12 protein-coding genes are annotated in these 14,323 nt (G+C 72.8%); 6 read left to right on the top strand and 6 right to left on the bottom strand.

The genetic code is table 11. The features are described from left to right. Positions 1 to 10: 10 nt before the first annotated feature. From IE145_RS12290 to IE145_RS12300, 3 genes are all read left to right on the top strand, one after another. On the top strand, positions 11 to 1,714 hold the full coding sequence (locus tag IE145_RS12290) for a sensor histidine kinase (RefSeq protein WP_189520965.1): 1,704 nt from the start codon (positions 11 to 13) through the stop codon (positions 1,712 to 1,714). Then, entirely contained in the window at positions 1,711 to 2,385 is a 675-nt protein-coding gene (locus IE145_RS12295) for a response regulator (protein ID WP_189520966.1), read from the top strand. The genes IE145_RS12290 and IE145_RS12295 overlap by 4 nt, the downstream gene beginning before the upstream one ends. 181 nt (positions 2,386 to 2,566) lie before the next feature. Next, a complete protein-coding gene (locus tag IE145_RS12300; protein WP_189520967.1) occupies positions 2,567 to 3,271 on the top strand; it encodes a helix-turn-helix domain-containing protein in 705 nt (234 codons plus the stop codon). A gap of 49 nt (positions 3,272 to 3,320) precedes the next feature. Here the strand turns inward: IE145_RS12300 and IE145_RS12305 are convergent, their stop codons facing one another. Beyond that, positions 3,321 to 4,346, bottom strand: a complete 1,026-nt coding sequence (locus IE145_RS12305; protein ID WP_189520968.1) for an ATP-dependent 6-phosphofructokinase — start codon at positions 4,344 to 4,346, stop codon at positions 3,321 to 3,323. A gap of 340 nt (positions 4,347 to 4,686) precedes the next feature. Between IE145_RS12305 and pta the strand changes: the two genes are divergently transcribed. The 3 genes from pta (at position 4,687) to pyk (ending at position 9,565) form a co-directional block, all read left to right on the top strand. Then, positions 4,687 to 6,768: a phosphate acetyltransferase gene (gene pta, locus IE145_RS12310; protein ID WP_189520969.1), complete on the top strand. Its 2,082-nt coding sequence runs from the start codon at positions 4,687 to 4,689 to the stop codon at positions 6,766 to 6,768. A 53-nt stretch (positions 6,769 to 6,821) separates the two neighbouring features. After that, entirely contained in the window at positions 6,822 to 8,063 is a 1,242-nt protein-coding gene (locus IE145_RS12315; protein ID WP_189521036.1) for an acetate kinase, read from the top strand. Positions 8,064 to 8,137: 74 nt separating this feature from the next. Then, positions 8,138 to 9,565 (top strand): pyruvate kinase, encoded by a 1,428-nt coding sequence (gene pyk, locus IE145_RS12320; RefSeq protein WP_189520970.1) that lies wholly within the window; start codon positions 8,138 to 8,140, stop codon positions 9,563 to 9,565. A 67-nt stretch (positions 9,566 to 9,632) separates the two neighbouring features. On the opposite strand, the gene IE145_RS12325 is transcribed toward pyk, so the two are convergent. From IE145_RS12325 to IE145_RS12345, 5 genes are all read right to left on the bottom strand, one after another. Beyond that, positions 9,633 to 10,493 carry a hypothetical protein gene (locus IE145_RS12325; RefSeq protein WP_189520971.1) on the bottom strand — a complete coding sequence of 287 codons (861 nt, stop codon included), beginning with the start codon at positions 10,491 to 10,493 and terminating at the stop codon, positions 9,633 to 9,635. After that, positions 10,490 to 11,014 (bottom strand): SigE family RNA polymerase sigma factor, encoded by a 525-nt coding sequence (locus IE145_RS12330; protein WP_189520972.1) that lies wholly within the window; start codon positions 11,012 to 11,014, stop codon positions 10,490 to 10,492. The genes IE145_RS12325 and IE145_RS12330 overlap by 4 nt, the downstream gene beginning before the upstream one ends. Before the next feature lie 36 nt (positions 11,015 to 11,050). Further along, a complete protein-coding gene (locus tag IE145_RS12335; protein WP_189520973.1) occupies positions 11,051 to 12,205 on the bottom strand; it encodes a right-handed parallel beta-helix repeat-containing protein in 1,155 nt (384 codons plus the stop codon). Between the two features lie 201 nt (positions 12,206 to 12,406). Next, the gene (locus IE145_RS12340) at positions 12,407 to 13,732 is read right to left on the bottom strand and encodes a hypothetical protein (RefSeq protein WP_189520974.1); all 1,326 of its coding nucleotides are present in this window, start codon (positions 13,730 to 13,732) and stop codon (positions 12,407 to 12,409) included. Beyond that, positions 13,722 to 14,288, bottom strand: a complete 567-nt coding sequence (locus tag IE145_RS12345; protein ID WP_189520975.1) for a DUF6114 domain-containing protein — start codon at positions 14,286 to 14,288, stop codon at positions 13,722 to 13,724. Before IE145_RS12345 ends, IE145_RS12340 begins: the two co-directional genes overlap by 11 nt. Positions 14,289 to 14,323: the final 35 nt, after the last annotated feature.

Below are 14,323 nucleotides of genomic sequence, written 5' to 3' on the forward strand. Positions count from 1 at the left end.
ACTGTGAGGTATGCGCCTCCCCCGTACCCGTCCCCGCAGCCTGGCGGGCCAGCTCTTCGCCATGCAGGTCGTGCTCATCGCCGCCGTCGTGGCCGGGTGCGCCGTGTTCGCGTACGTCTCCGGCAGCGCGCAGGCCGAGGAGACGGCCGCCCGGCAGGTGCGGGTGGCGGCCCTCGCCGTGGCCGATTCCCCCTCCGTACGCGAGGCGATCCGCACCCCGGACCCGTCCGCCGCGCTCCAGCCGTACGCGGAGCGGGTGCGCGAGGACACCGGGATCACCTTCGTCACGATCATGGACACCGAACGGGTGCGCTGGACGCATCCGGACACCAGCCAGATCGGGGACACCTTCCTCGGCAACACGGCGAAGGCCCTGCGCGGGCAGACCTTCACCGAGACGTACACCGGCACGCTGGGCCCCTCGATACGGGTGGTGACCCCGATCCGCGACGACGGGAGGATCGTCGGCCTGGTCAGCGCGGGCATCACCGTGGACCGGGTCTCCTCGCAGGTACGGGAGCAGCTCGGCGCCCTCGCGCTGGCGGCTGGCGGGGCGCTGGCCCTCGGCGGGATCGGCACGTACGTGATCAACGCCCGGCTGCGGCGGCACACGCACGGCATGAACGCGGCCGAGCTGAGCCGGCTGCACGACTACCACCAGGCCACCCTGCACGCGGTGCGCGAGGGGCTGCTGATGCTGGACGGGCGGCGGCGGATCGTGCTGGTCAACGACGCCGGGCGGGAGCTGCTGGGCCTGGAGCCGGACGCGGAGGCGGTCGGCCGGACGGTCGACGAGCTGGCCCTGCCCGCACCGCTGACCGGGGCGCTGCTGGCGTCGGAGTCCCGGGTGGACGAGCTGCACCTCACGGCGGACCGGGTGATCGTGGTCAACACCCGTCCGGTGGTGGGCGGTGAGCAGCGGGGCACGGTGGTGACCCTGCGGGACCACACCGAGCTCCAGGCGCTGACCGGCGAGCTGGACTCCGAGCGCGGTTTCACGCAGGCGCTGCGGTCCCAGGCCCACGAGGCGGCGAACCGGCTGCACACCGTGGTGTCGCTGATCGAGCTGGGCCGGGTGGAGGAGGCGGTGGACTTCGCGACGGCGGAGCTGGAGCTGGCCCAGGTGCTGACCGACCGAGTGGTGGGGGCGGTGGAGGAACCGGTGCTGGCTGCGCTGCTGCTCGGCAAGGCGGCCCAGGCGAACGAACGCGGGGTGGAGCTGGTGCTCGCGGAGGACAGCCTGATCGACGACGGGGCGCTGCCGCCGTCGCCGGCCCAGCGGGATCTGGTGACGATTCTGGGCAATCTGATCGACAACGCGGTGGACGCCGCGTCGGAGGGCCCCGGGAGTGCGGAGGAGGCGGGGTCCGATGTGCCCGGGCCCCGGACGGCCGGGGGTCCGGCGGGGCGGGCCCGGGTGACGGTGACCGCGCTCGCGGACGAGCGGGAGCTGCTGCTGCGGGTCGCGGACACCGGGGCGGGCATCGGACCGGAGGCGGCGGACGAGGTGTTCCGGCGGGGCTGGTCGACGCACGGGGCGGGGCGCGGCCTCGGTCTGGCGCTGGTCCGGCAGGCGGCGCACCGCAACGGGGGCACGGTGGAGCTGGACGCGGGTCCGGACGGCGGCGCGCGGTTCACCGTACGGCTGCCGCTCGGGGACCGCAGGGCGGGGACGCCGGCGGCCGAGGCCCGGGTGAAGGAGGTCACGGCGTGATCAGGGTGCTGGTGGTGGAGGACGATCCGGTGGCCGCCGACGCCCACCAGATGTACGTGGAGCGGGTGGAGGGGTTCACCGTGAGCGCGGTGGCGCACACCCGGGCGGCGGCGGTCCGCGCGCTGGAGCGGACCCCGGTGGACCTGCTGCTGCTCGATCTCTATCTGCCCGACGGGCACGGGCTCGGGCTGCTGCGCTCGCTGCGCGCCTCCGGCCACGGGGCCGATGTGATCGCGGTGACCTCGGCCCGGGATCTGGCGGTGGTACGGGAGGGGGTGTCGCTGGGCGTCGTGCAGTACGTGCTGAAGCCGTTCACGTACCCCACGCTGCGGGACCGGCTGGTGCGGTACGCGGAGTTCCGGGGCGTCGCCGGGGAGGCGAGCGGTCAGGAGGAGGTGGACCGGGCGCTGGGCGCGCTGCGGGTCGCGCATCCGGCCGCGCTGCCCAAGGGGCTCAGCGGACCGACGCTGGAGGGGGTGACCCGGGTGCTGAAGGAGTCCCCGGAAGGGGTGACGGCGGCCGCCGCCGGGGAGCGTCTGGGCATCTCCCGGATCACGGCCCGGCGGTATCTGGAGCATCTGGTGACCGTCGGCAGCGCCGCGAGGCGTCCGCACTACGGGCAGGTCGGCCGACCGGAGTTGCACTACAGCTGGCTGGCCGCCGGGCGCTGACCAGCCGGAGGACCAGCGTTCGGCAAGCGCTTTCCGGAGAGTTTTTACGCTCTGGAGGGCTCTCCCGGGGGCGGGGAAGAAAGCGCTGGTGGGGCGGGTTTCCCATACCGCCCGCGCGGTTCGCGGCTGGAGGTTCCTACGAAGCGTGTTCTGTGGGGAACGTACCGTAGCCAGGGCGGAAATGGACTCCTACGGTGGGCCCGTGCACCCCACCCCGCCCTTCAACGCCCCCGCCGCGCGCCGTCTCCGCGAGGCACTGGGCATGGCTCCCGGTCATGTCGCCTACGGGCTCGCCGCCCAGTACGGACTCCGGATCAGCGCAGAGACCGTCATCGCCTGGGAGCGCGGCATCGCGACCCCCGGGGAACGCGAGCTGACCGCCCTCGCCGGTGTCCTGTGGTGCGCGCCCGGGGAGCTGCTGGCCGCCGCGGCCACCTTGCGCGAGCACCGGATGACCCGGGACCTGACCGTGGACGAGCTGGCCCGGCAACTGGGGATGACCGGCGCCTCGTACCTGCGGATGGAGCAGTCCGGACGCTGGCGGGGCAACGAGAAGCAGTCGGCGGCGCTGTGCCGGGCGCTGGGGCTGACGGCGGCCCAGTTCCTGACGGCGACGGGCCGCGACGAGGAGCTGGCGGGGTTGCTGAGCAGCGCGGTCACCACGCGCTGGCAGGCGTACGTCCGGCCGGTGGCCAAGATCGTGCCGCTGGACCGGGCGCTGATCCAGGACGTGCTGGAACAGCTGCACACCGACTACCAGGCCCTGATGGTCTCGACGCTCAGCTGGAGCAGCACGGGCCAGGAGCGCTCCGGATCCACGGGCGACGCGGGCCGGGCGTTCCTGGCCCGCGTGGTGGAGCAGTTCTGGCGGACCGCCGGGATATGACTCCGCACGGGCCGCCCGTGCGGCCCGTGCGGTTCACCGGTGAGGGGTCCTAGAAGACCGACTCGGCCTCGTCCATGCGGTCGGTGGGCACCCGCTTGAGCTGGGTGACGGCCTCGGCGAGCGGGACCATCGCGATGTCGGTGCCGCGCAGGGCGGTCATCCGGCCGAACTCACCGCGGTGCACGGCCTCCACCGCGTGCCAGCCGAAGCGGGTGGCGAGCACCCGGTCGTACGCGGTGGGCGTGCCGCCGCGCTGGACATGGCCGAGAATGACCGGCCGGGCCTCCTTGCCGAGCCGGGTCTCCAGCTCGATGGCGAGGCGGTTGCCGATGCCCTGGAAGCGTTCGTGGCCGTACTGGTCGATCTCGCCCTTGGCGTACGGCATGGAGCCCTCGGCCGGGTGTGCGCCCTCGGCGACGCAGATGACGGCGAACTTCTTGCCGCGCGCGAACCGTTCCTCGACCATCTTGACCAGGTCGTCGACCTCGAAGGGGCGCTCGGGCAGGCAGATGCCGTGGGCGCCGCCGGCCATCCCGGACTCCAGCGCGATCCAGCCGGCGTGCCGGCCCATGACCTCGACGACCATCACGCGCTGGTGGGACTCGGCGGTGGTCTTCAGACGGTCTATGGCCTCGGTCGCGACGCCCACCGCCGTGTCGAACCCGAACGTGCGGTCGGTGGAGGAGATGTCGTTGTCGATGGTCTTCGGGACGCCGACGACCGGCATCCCGGCGTCGGAGAGCATGCGGGCCGCGGTGAGCGTGCCCTCGCCGCCGATCGGGATGAGCGCGTCGATGCCGTAACGGCGGGCCAGCTCCTCGCAGTTCTCGGCGGCCTCGCGCAGCCGGTCGCGCTCCAGGCGGGCCGAGCCGAGGATGGTGCCGCCGCGGGCGAGAATGCCGCTGACCGCGTTGAGGTCGAGGGGGCGGAAGTGGCCGTCGAGCAGCCCCTTGAAGCCGTCCTCGAAGCCGATGACCTCGTCGCCGTGACCGACGACGGCCCGGTGGACGACCGACCGGATCACTGCGTTCAGGCCGGGGCAGTCGCCGCCCGCGGTGAGAATGCCGATGCGCATCGAGGTATGTCTCCTGCTCGCTAGTCGCGCTTTTCCAGGAGGCCGACCGTGGCGGCCCCCCTGCCCTGAACCGCGACGATTGTCCCACGCCGAGCACCGACCCCGCGCTTTCGGCCGGGCCGGGGCGGGCACCCGTGGGGAGGGGAGCCCGGAAGACGGGGCCGGTGGCCGTCGCCCGCCGGTGACCTCCGGCGGGCGATATAGCGGCCCCCGCAGGTATCGTCAAGAGGCAATGCAGGCCAATGCCGCATCCGGCGGAGCACCGGGCGGGCACGGGGGCAGCACCGCACGTCCGGACGCCCCGCGGGTCGCGGCACCGAACATGGACGGGAGAGCACGCGTGGCGCGGAGCGTGTACGTGACCGGGATCGACCGGGGGGACGGCCGGCAGGTCGTCGAGCTGGGAGTCATGGAGCTTCTGACGCGTCAGGTGGACCGGGTCGGGGTCTTCCGCCCGCTGGTCCACGACGGCCCCGACCGGCTCTACGAGCTGCTGCGGGCCCGCTACCGGCTCTCCCAGAGCCCGGCCACCGTCTACGGCCTGGACTACCACGAGGCCTCCACCGTGCAGGCGGAGAAGGGCACCGACGAGCTGGTCTCGCGGCTCGTCGACCGGTTCCACCGGGTGGCCAGGGAGTACGAGGCGGTCCTCGTGCTGGGCAGCGACTTCGCGGCCACCCAGCTCCCCGACGAGCTGGCGCTGAACGCCCGGCTGGCCAACGAGTTCGGGGCCTCCGTCATCGCGGTGGTCGGCGGCAAGGGGCAGACCGCGGAGTCCGTGCGCGCCGAGACCCGCAACGCCTACCGCGCCTACGCCGGTCTCGGCTGCGACGTGCTCGCCATGGTGGTGAACCGGGTCGCCGCCGGGGACCGCGCGACGATAGCGGAGCGGCTCGCGGCCCGGCTGCCCGTCCCCGTCTCCGTCCTGCCGGACGACCCGGCGCTCTCGGCCCCGACGGTCGCGCAGATCACCGCGGCGCTGAACGGCACGGTGCTGCTCGGCGACGATTCGGGGCTGGCCCGTGACGCGCTGGACTTCGTCTTCGGCGGGGCGATGCTGCCGAACCTGCTGAAGGCGCTGACGCCCGGCTGCGTGGTGGTCACCCCCGGGGACCGGGCGGATCTGGTGGTCGGCTCGCTGGCCGCGCACAGCGCGGGCACCCCGCCCATCGCGGGCGTGCTGCTGACCCTGGACGAGCGGCCCGGCGAGGAGATACTCACGCTGGCCGCCCGGCTCGCACCGGGGACCCCGGTCGTGTCGGTGGCCGGCGGCTCCTTCCCCACCGCCGCCGAACTCTTCACCCTCGAAGGGAAGTTGAACGCGGCGACCCCGCGCAAGGCGGAGACCGCCCTCGGCCTGTTCGAGCGTCACGTGGACACGGCGGCGCTGCTCGACCGGATCTCGGTGGCCCGCAGCGCCCGGGTCACGCCGATGATGTTCGAGCACGAGCTGCTGGAGCAGGCGCGTTCCGACCGCAAGCGCGTGGTGCTGCCGGAGGGCACCGAGGAGCGGGTGCTGCGCGCGGCCGATGTGCTGCTGCGCCGGGACGTCTGCGACCTCACGCTCCTCGGCGATGTGGACGTCATCCGCAAGAAGGCCGCCGACCTCGGCTTCGACCTCGCCGGGACCCAGCTGATCGACCCGCACACCTCGGAGCTGCGGCAGACCTTCGCCGAGCGGTACGCGCACCTGCGCGCGCACCGGGGAGTGACGGTGGAGCTGGCGTACGACGTGGTGGCGGACGTGAACTACTTCGGCACGCTGATGGTGCAGGAGGGGCTGGCCGACGGGATGGTGTCCGGGTCGGTGCACTCCACGGCGGCGACGATCCGCCCGGCGTTCGAGATCATCAAGACGAAGCCGGACGCGTCGATCGTCTCCTCCGTCTTCTTCATGTGCCTGGCCGACAAGGTCCTCGTGTACGGCGACTGCGCGGTCAACCCGGACCCGGACGCCGAGCAGCTCGCGGACATCGCGGTGCAGTCGGCGGTGACGGCGGCCCGCTTCGGCGTGGAGCCGCGCGTGGCGATGCTGTCGTACTCCACCGGGACCTCGGGCTCCGGCGCGGACGTGGACAAGGTGCGTGAGGCGACCGAGCGGGTGCGGGCGGAACGGCCCGAGCTGCGGGTGGAGGGGCCGATCCAGTACGACGCGGCGGTCGAGCCGTCCGTCGCGGCGACGAAGCTGCCGGATTCGGAGGTGGCCGGACAGGCGACCGTACTGATCTTCCCGGACCTGAACACCGGCAACAACACCTACAAGGCCGTGCAGCGGTCGGCGGGCGCCGTGGCGGTCGGCCCGGTGCTCCAGGGCCTGCGCAAGCCCGTCAACGACCTCTCGCGCGGCGCGCTCGTCCAGGACATCGTCAACACGGTGGCGATCACGGCGATCCAGGCGCAGAGCGAGGAGCGCCCCGCATGACGACGCCCCCTGTCCCCGCCCCCTCCCCCGATCACGAAAGCACGGCAGCCCCTGTGGAACCGCACCGCGTCCTCGTCCTCAACTCCGGCTCCTCGTCGGTGAAGTACCAGCTGCTCGACATGCGGGACCGCGCGCGGCTCGCCTCGGGTCTGGTGGAGCGGATCGGCGAGGAGACCTCGCGCCTGGCGCACACGCCGCTGACCGGCGGCGGCGCCGAGCCCCGGGAGCGTACGGGCCGGATCGCGGACCACGACGAGGCGCTGAAGGCGGCGGCCGAGGAGCTGGCGGCGGACGGGCTCGGCCTGGACTCCCCCGAACTGGCCGCGATCGGGCACCGGGTGGTGCACGGCGGGCTGCGGTTCAGCGCGCCGACGGTGATCACCGACGAGGTGCTGAAGGAGATCGAGCGGCTCGTGCCGGTCGCCCCGCTGCACAACCCGGCGAACATCACCGGCATCCGCACCGCGCAGGCGCTGCGGCCGGACCTGCCGCAGGTGGCGGTGTTCGACACGGCGTTCCACACGACGATGCCGGAGGCGGCCGCGCGGTACGCGATCGACGTGGAGACCGCCGACGCGCACCGGATCCGCCGCTACGGCTTCCACGGCACCTCGCACGCGTACGTCTCGCGGAAGACGGCCGAGCTGCTGGGGAAGACCCCCGAGGAGGTGAACGTGATCGTGCTGCACCTGGGCAACGGGGCGTCGGCCTCGGCGGTCGCGGGCGGGCGGTGCGTGGAGACCTCGATGGGGCTGACGCCTTTGGAAGGGCTCGTGATGGGTACGCGCTCCGGGGACATCGATCCGGCGGTCACCTTCCACCTGAAGCGGGTGGCGGGGATGTCCGCCGACGAGATCGACGTGCTGCTGAACAAGAGGAGCGGTCTGGCCGGCCTGTGCGGCGACAACGACATGCGGGTGATCCGCCGCCGGATCGACGAGGGCGACGAGCGGGCGGCGCTGGCCTTCGACATCTACATCCACCGGCTGAAGAAGTACATCGGCGCCTACACGGCGGTGCTCGGGCGGGTGGACGCGGTGGCGTTCACGGCGGGGGTCGGGGAGAACGCGGCCCCGGTGCGGGAAGCTGCCATCGCGGGCCTGGAGGAGCTGGGCATGGCGGTCGACGCCTCGCTCAACGCCGTACGGTCCGGTCAGCCGCGGTTGATCTCGCCGGAATACGCCCGGGTGGCGGTCGCCGTGGTGCCGACGGACGAGGAGCTGGAGATCGCCGAGCAGACGTTCGCGCTGGTCAGCCGGGGTGACGCCGTCAGCCCGGCGCAGAGCGACAACTGAGCACCCCCGCGCCCCTTTGTATCTTCCACCAGACGGAATATTCCGCAGCGAAACAAACCGATAGGATCCGCCTCATGCGCCGTTCCAAAATCGTCTGTACCCTCGGTCCCGCCGTCGACTCGCACGAGCAGCTCGTCGCTCTGATCGAGGCCGGCATGAGCGTGGCCCGTTTCAACTTCAGCCACGGCTCCCACGAGGAACACCAGGGCCGTTACGACCGTGTCCGCCAGGCGGCCGCCGAGACCGGCCGCGCGGTGGGCGTGCTCGCCGACCTCCAGGGCCCCAAGATCCGGCTGGCGAAGTTCGCCGAGGGCCCGGTCGAGCTGGTCCGCGGGGACGAGTTCACCATCACCTCCGAGGACGTCCCGGGCGACAAGTCGATCTGCGGCACGACCTACAAGGGTCTGCCCGGCGATGTCGTCAAGGGCGACCCGATCCTGATCAACGACGGCAACGTCGAGCTGAAGGTCGTCGCGGTCGAGGGCCCCCGGGTGAAGACCATCGTCATCGAGGGCGGTGTCATCTCCGACCACAAGGGCATCAACCTGCCCGGTGCGGCGGTCAACGTCCCGGCCCTGTCCGAGAAGGACGTCGAGGACCTGCGCTTCGCCCTGCGGATGGGCTGCGACCTGGTCGCCCTCTCCTTCGTCCGGGACGCGAACGACGTCAAGGACGTGCACAAGGTGATGGACGAGGAGGGCCGCCGGGTCCCCGTCATCGCCAAGGTGGAGAAGCCGCAGGCGGTCGAGCACATGGAGGGCGTCGTCATGGCGTTCGACGGTGTGATGGTGGCCCGTGGCGACCTGGCCGTCGAATACCCGCTGGAGAAGGTCCCGATGGTGCAGAAGCGCCTGGTGGAGCTGTGCCGGCGCAACGCCAAGCCGGTGATCGTGGCGACCCAGATGATGGAGTCGATGATCACCAACTCGCGGCCGACCCGCGCCGAGGCGTCCGACGTCGCCAACGCGATCCTGGACGGCGCGGACGCGGTCATGCTCTCGGCCGAGTCGTCGGTGGGCGCGTACCCGATCGAGACGGTCAAGACGATGTCGAAGATCGTCTGCGCCGCCGAGGAGGAGCTGCTCTCCAAGGGCCTCCAGCCGCTGGTCCAGGGCAAGAAGCCCCGTACGCAGGGCGGTTCGGTGGCCCGCGCCGCCTGCGAGATCGCGGACTTCCTCAACGGCAAGGCCCTGGTCGCCTTCACCCAGTCCGGCGACACCGCCCGCCGCCTCTCCCGCTACCGCGTGGCCCAGCCGATCCTGGCCTTCACCACGGACGAGAACACCCGCAACCAGCTCGCCCTGAGCTGGGGCGTCGAGTCCTACGTCGTCCCGCACGTGGACAACACCGACGCGATGGTCGACCTGGTCGACGCGGAGCTGCTCAAGCTGAACCGCTACAGCGACGGCGACACGATGGTCATCACCGCCGGCTCGCCCCCCGGCATCCCCGGCACCACCAACATGGTCCGGGTGCACCACCTGGGCGGCGGCGAGGGCTAGCCCCACCGCTGGACCGGCCCGAGGGGCGGCGTTCCGGAGCGATCCGGAACGCCGCCCCTCGGGCGTTTCAGGGCGTACGGGCGAAGTCGCCGCCGACCTCGTACGCCGTCCCGTCGGCCGTCCGCGCCGTGGCCCGGTACGTGTCCGGTCCGGCGTCGCGGCCGCCCGGGGCGTGGTCGTACTGCCCGGCGAAGACATGCGTCCCGGCCGGGACCGTGCGGCCCGCCCTGAGCGTCCAGCGGTGGACGAGGACGCCGTCCCGCTCGTGCACAGAGAGGTCGAAGTCCCCGCCCGGCCGGGTCTGCCAGGTCCCGGTGGGGCGGACGCCGCCGTTCTGCGCCACGAACAGCTCCACCGTGAGCGCGGTGAGCGGCTCCCGGGACTTGAGTGTGACCTCGCTCTGGGCCCAGTCCGGGTTGTCCTCGGGGGCGATGGAGCCGTCCGCCCAGAGGGGCCCGTCGGTGGTGGAGAGGGCTGTGCCGCCGGGTGCGGGCGGACGTTCCCCCTCGTCGGTCCGGCGGGCGGGAGGGGTACTGCCGCCGGCCGACGGGGTGGCCGTCGGCGCGGCCGGGGCCTCGGGGGTGCCGGCCGGGGCCGGGGGCGCCGGTGGCGACGTGGTGGGGGCGGAGGGCCGGGGCGCCGGGACCGTGGGCGTCTGTCCGGGCGGGCGTTCCTCCTCCCGGACGACGGACGAGCCCGGTACGCCGTCGGACCCCCGGACCACCGGGACCGCGGCGAAACCGCCGATCACACACGCCCCGGCGGCGGCGAACCCGGCGAGGGCCGCCCATGGCCGGGCGAACCGGGTCCGGCGGGCGGGGGCGCCCCGGGTCTCCGGGCGGGCCCGCCCGATCCGGGCGAGCATCCGGTCCCGGTCCGGCCGGTGCGAGCGGGCCGCCTCCCGCAACTCCTCGCGCAGGTCGCTCATCGTTCTCCCCTTCCCGCGAGTTCGAGCGAGGTCCGCCCGTCCAGCAGCCGTTCCAGCTCCGCCATCCCCCTGGAGGTCTGGCTCTTCACCGTGCCGACGGAGATCCCGAGGGCCAGGGCGGTGTCCTTCTCCGACAGGTCGAAGGCGTGCCGCAGCACCACACAGGCCCGCTTGCGGAAGGGCAGCCTCGCGAGCGCCTGCCGCACATCGAGGACCGCCGCCAGGTCCGGGCCCTCCGTCCGGTCGCCGCGCCGGGACCAGAAGAGCGCGATGCGGTGACGTTCGCGGACGGCCGCGCGGGCCCGGCCGCGGGCCATGTTGGCGACGACCCCACGGGCGTACGCCACCGGATGCTCGGCCGCGCGGACCCGGTCCCAGCGGTCCCAGAGCGCCACCAGCGCGTCCGCCGCCAGGTCGTCGGCGGCGGCCGCCTCGCCCGTCAGCAGGTGGGCGAGGCGGGCCAGTTCGGCGTGGTGGCGGTCGAAGAAGTCATGGAACTCCGCGGAAGCGTCGTCAGCCATGCCCTGAACCCCTCACTCGTACGTACGACCCACCGGCTACTTCATCTCCGCGCCGATGTCCGGGGTGCCGGTGGCCAGGAAGGTGGTGGCGGGGAGCGAGCCGTCCGCCCGGCGGGGCCCGTACGCGCCGGCGGGATCGGTGTTCCGGAGGCCGGCGGGGCGCGCCACGCCCGGGTCCCAGGTGTTGGCGGCCGAGACCACCCGCGGGGAGAGCTTGGCCGCGCCGGTCGCGTTGTCCAGGGCGAGGTTGCGGGAGAGGCGGGAGGGCGAGGTGGCGAAGTAGTAGCCGGAGGCGCCGTTGGCGTAGGCGGTGTTGCGGTGCAGCCGCAGGGCGCCCGGGTTGCTGTTCTCCGTGAAGCCGTGCTTGCTGTTGTCCCAGGCGGCGTTGCCGGTGACGACGTGCGCGGCGCTCGCCCCGCCGCCGCCGAGCTTGAAGCCGTTGCCGTTGCCCTCGAAGGCGGGGTCCTTCCAGCGGTTCACCCCGTTCCCGTACGCCCAGCTGCGTTCGATCCGCACGGGGCTCGCCCACTGCCAGAGGTCCACCCCGTCGTCGGCGTTGTTGTAGAGCCGCGCGCCGACGACCCGGTTGCCGGTGCCGGAGCCGAACTTGATGGCGAGGCCGTCGGCGTTCTGCCCGTGGTTCCCGGCGTCGTAGTTGCCGTACGAGTCCAGGTTCTCGATCAGGTTGTCCCTCGTCCCCTCCCCGCGCAGGGTGAAGCCGGAGTCGCCGTTGCCGTGGGTGGTGAGGTTGCGGAAGATGCCGCCGACCGACGAGGTCACGACGACCCCGTGGGCACGCGAGTTGCGGAACGTCAGGCCGGACAGCGTCCAGTGGTCGCCGCCTATCGCGACCAGCCACTCCCCCGCGGGCAGCTTCGCCCCGTCGACGACCGGCTTCTCCGACCCGTGGGCGGTGACGGTGATCCGGCGCTGCGCGGTCCCGTCGGCCTGGCTCTTGAGGGTCTTGGCCGGGTGGTACGTACCGCCGCGCAGCTGGATGGTGGTGCCGGGGCCGGCGGCCGCGAAGGCCTTCTCCAGCTGGGCCGTGGTCGAGACGACGACGGCCCCGGCGGCGCCGGCGTCGTCGGGGGCCGCGGCCGCCCACACGCCCACGCCTCCCGCGGCGACGGCGGCGGCCACGGCGGCCGAGAGCGTACGGGTCCTGCGGTGTCGTCCTCTGCTGGTGCTCACGTGGGTGCTTCCTTCGCTCGGTCGGATCGGCGGGCGGGCCGGTGCCCGGCCCGTGCCCCCTGGTTGCCGCCGCTCGCGAAAAGGTTGCCGTGGCAGGAGAGAAAGGGGAGAACGCTGGTGGCCCGCCCCCTCGGTTCGACGGGGGGCGGGCCACCGGCTTGCGGCTCCCGGACGGGATCGGGGAGGCGGGCGGGGCTGCTGTCAGCCGTTGCCGCCCTCCAGGTAGTTCTTCAGTCCGGGCACGGTGAGCGTGCCGCCGAACTGACCGGCCTGCTTCACCGTCACCTTGGTGAAGAAGGCGAAGGGGACGTTCAGCGGGGGCGGGGTCTGCGGGCTGAAGGTGATCGGGATGAGGCCGAAGAGGTTGCCCTTCAGCTCCTCCGTGTACATCGTCACCTCGCCGTTGCGGATCGTCGACGTGGAGCCGGGCCGCGACTTCACATGGCCCGTGGTGCCCGCGGGGCCGACGGTCAGCTGGTGCAGGTCCTTGATGTCGATGGAGCTGGCGGTGAACTTCAGCACCTTCTTGATGCTGCCGTCCGCCTTCTTCACCTCGACGATGCCGTGGTAGTCGAGACCGTTGAGCGTGAGGAGCGTCGACTTCAGCGTCCACGGGTCGGTGGGGAGCAGCGGGATGCCGGGCTCCAGCTCGGCCGCGGCGAGCGCGTCCGGGTCGGCCTCGGGGCACGGGAAGCGGGGCTTGGCGCCGTCGGGGATGTTCTCGTCCTTCTTGGGGTCGAGTCCCTTGACGTCCTCGTCGAGCTCCTCGACGTCCTGGCCGGCCTTCCCGGCCGCCTCGCGGATGGCGTCGGCCGTCTTGTCGGCCGTCTCCTCCGCCTTGTCGGCCGCGCCCTCGACCGGGTCCTTCGTCTGCTCCTTCGCCGTGTCCTTTGGCTTCGCGGACGGCTCGGGGGCCTCGGTGGTGGGGCTCGGGGACGGGTCGGCCGACTCCTCGGCCCCGTCCGTGGCGTTGTGGTCGTCCGGACCGTCGAAGAGGTCCTTGAGGGCGTCGCCGATGCCGAGCGGGTCGAGGGGGTTCTTCGACTCGGTGGGCGTCGGGGTCGCGGAGGGCTCCTCGGCGGGCTTCTCCGCGGACTGCGCCGACGGCTCCGCGTCGTCGGCCGCCGGGTCCTTGTCCGGGTCGGACGCGGAACCGCTCGCCGAGGGCTTCGGGGTCGCGGAGTCGTCCGTGCCGGAGGCGTCGTCCTTCTCGTCCTTCGCTGAGGCCGAGGGGGACGGGGTCGCCTTCGGGGACTCGCTCTCGCTCGGCTCGTCGGACCGGGTGACGCACGGCCCCGGCGCGAAGGGGATGTCGGTGCCGTCGTCGGCCAGGGCGAGCTTGGGGGTCAGCCCCATGCCCACGAAGACCGCGGTCGGCATCGCCGCGAGCGCCAGCGCCTTCTTGCCGCTGGGCAGGTGGAGCTTGGTCAGCAGCGACTTCCTGGGGGCCGCGTGACGGGGGCCCTTGCGCTCGCGGAGGCCGTCGCCGGGGTAGGCGTTCGTCTGCTGTCCGTCGTCACCCCGCACGGTGCCTCCCGCCGTCGGCGTCCGCCGCCGTGTCAACCTGGGCGCTCTGCTGCTGCGGTACGGCCGCCGCACCCTGGAGTTCGGCCTCGGGGCGCTCCGCGTACGGCTGCTCTCTCGGCTCGGCGGTCCGCTCGTCGGCCCGCGCCTCCTCGCCCTCCGGCCGGCCCGGCGCCCAGGAGATGGACAGGGCTCCGCCGATGAGCGAGAGGAGGAACCCGATGATGAAGCCACCGATGTTGGCCACGGGTATGGAGATCAGCGCGAGCAGGATGGCCGCGATACCGGCGAATACCCGGACGATGTGGTGGAACCACATCGTCAGGCCCAGTGTGATCAGCAGGACCCCGATGATCAGGGAACCGGCGCCGGCGGTGGTGGACATCGTCAGCGTCATGTTGCCGAGGTGCAGGTCGGCGTAGGGGAAGTAGGCGATGGGCGCACCGCCGAGGATGGTGAACAGACCCGCCCAGAACGGCCGGTCGCCCCGCCAGGCGCGGAAGCGTCGTCGGGCGACGCGGAGGTAGTGCTCGTTCTGCCCTGTGGACTCGGGGCTCATGGAAAACAGCTCCCTGGAACCGGTACTGCCGTAAA

This window comes from Streptomyces sindenensis, from assembly GCF_014649035.1.
Lineage (GTDB): Bacteria > Actinomycetota > Actinomycetes > Streptomycetales > Streptomycetaceae > Streptomyces > Streptomyces sindenensis.

What these genes read in the sequence shown, in the direction of transcription:
- IE145_RS12290 (WP_189520965.1), top strand. Translation starts at nt 11, where the DNA reads ATGCGCCTCCCCCGTACCCGTCCCCGCAGCCTGGCGGGCCAGCTCTTC.
- IE145_RS12300 (WP_189520967.1), top strand. Translation starts at nt 2,567, where the DNA reads ATGGACTCCTACGGTGGGCCCGTGCACCCCACCCCGCCCTTCAACGCC.
- IE145_RS12345 (WP_189520975.1), bottom strand. Translation starts at nt 14,288, where the DNA reads ATGAGCCCCGAGTCCACAGGGCAGAACGAGCACTACCTCCGCGTCGCC.
- pyk (WP_189520970.1), top strand. Translation starts at nt 8,138, where the DNA reads ATGCGCCGTTCCAAAATCGTCTGTACCCTCGGTCCCGCCGTCGACTCG.
- IE145_RS12325 (WP_189520971.1), bottom strand. Translation starts at nt 10,493, where the DNA reads ATGAGCGACCTGCGCGAGGAGTTGCGGGAGGCGGCCCGCTCGCACCGG.
- IE145_RS12305 (WP_189520968.1), bottom strand. Translation starts at nt 4,346, where the DNA reads ATGCGCATCGGCATTCTCACCGCGGGCGGCGACTGCCCCGGCCTGAAC.
- IE145_RS12330 (WP_189520972.1), bottom strand. Translation starts at nt 11,014, where the DNA reads ATGGCTGACGACGCTTCCGCGGAGTTCCATGACTTCTTCGACCGCCAC.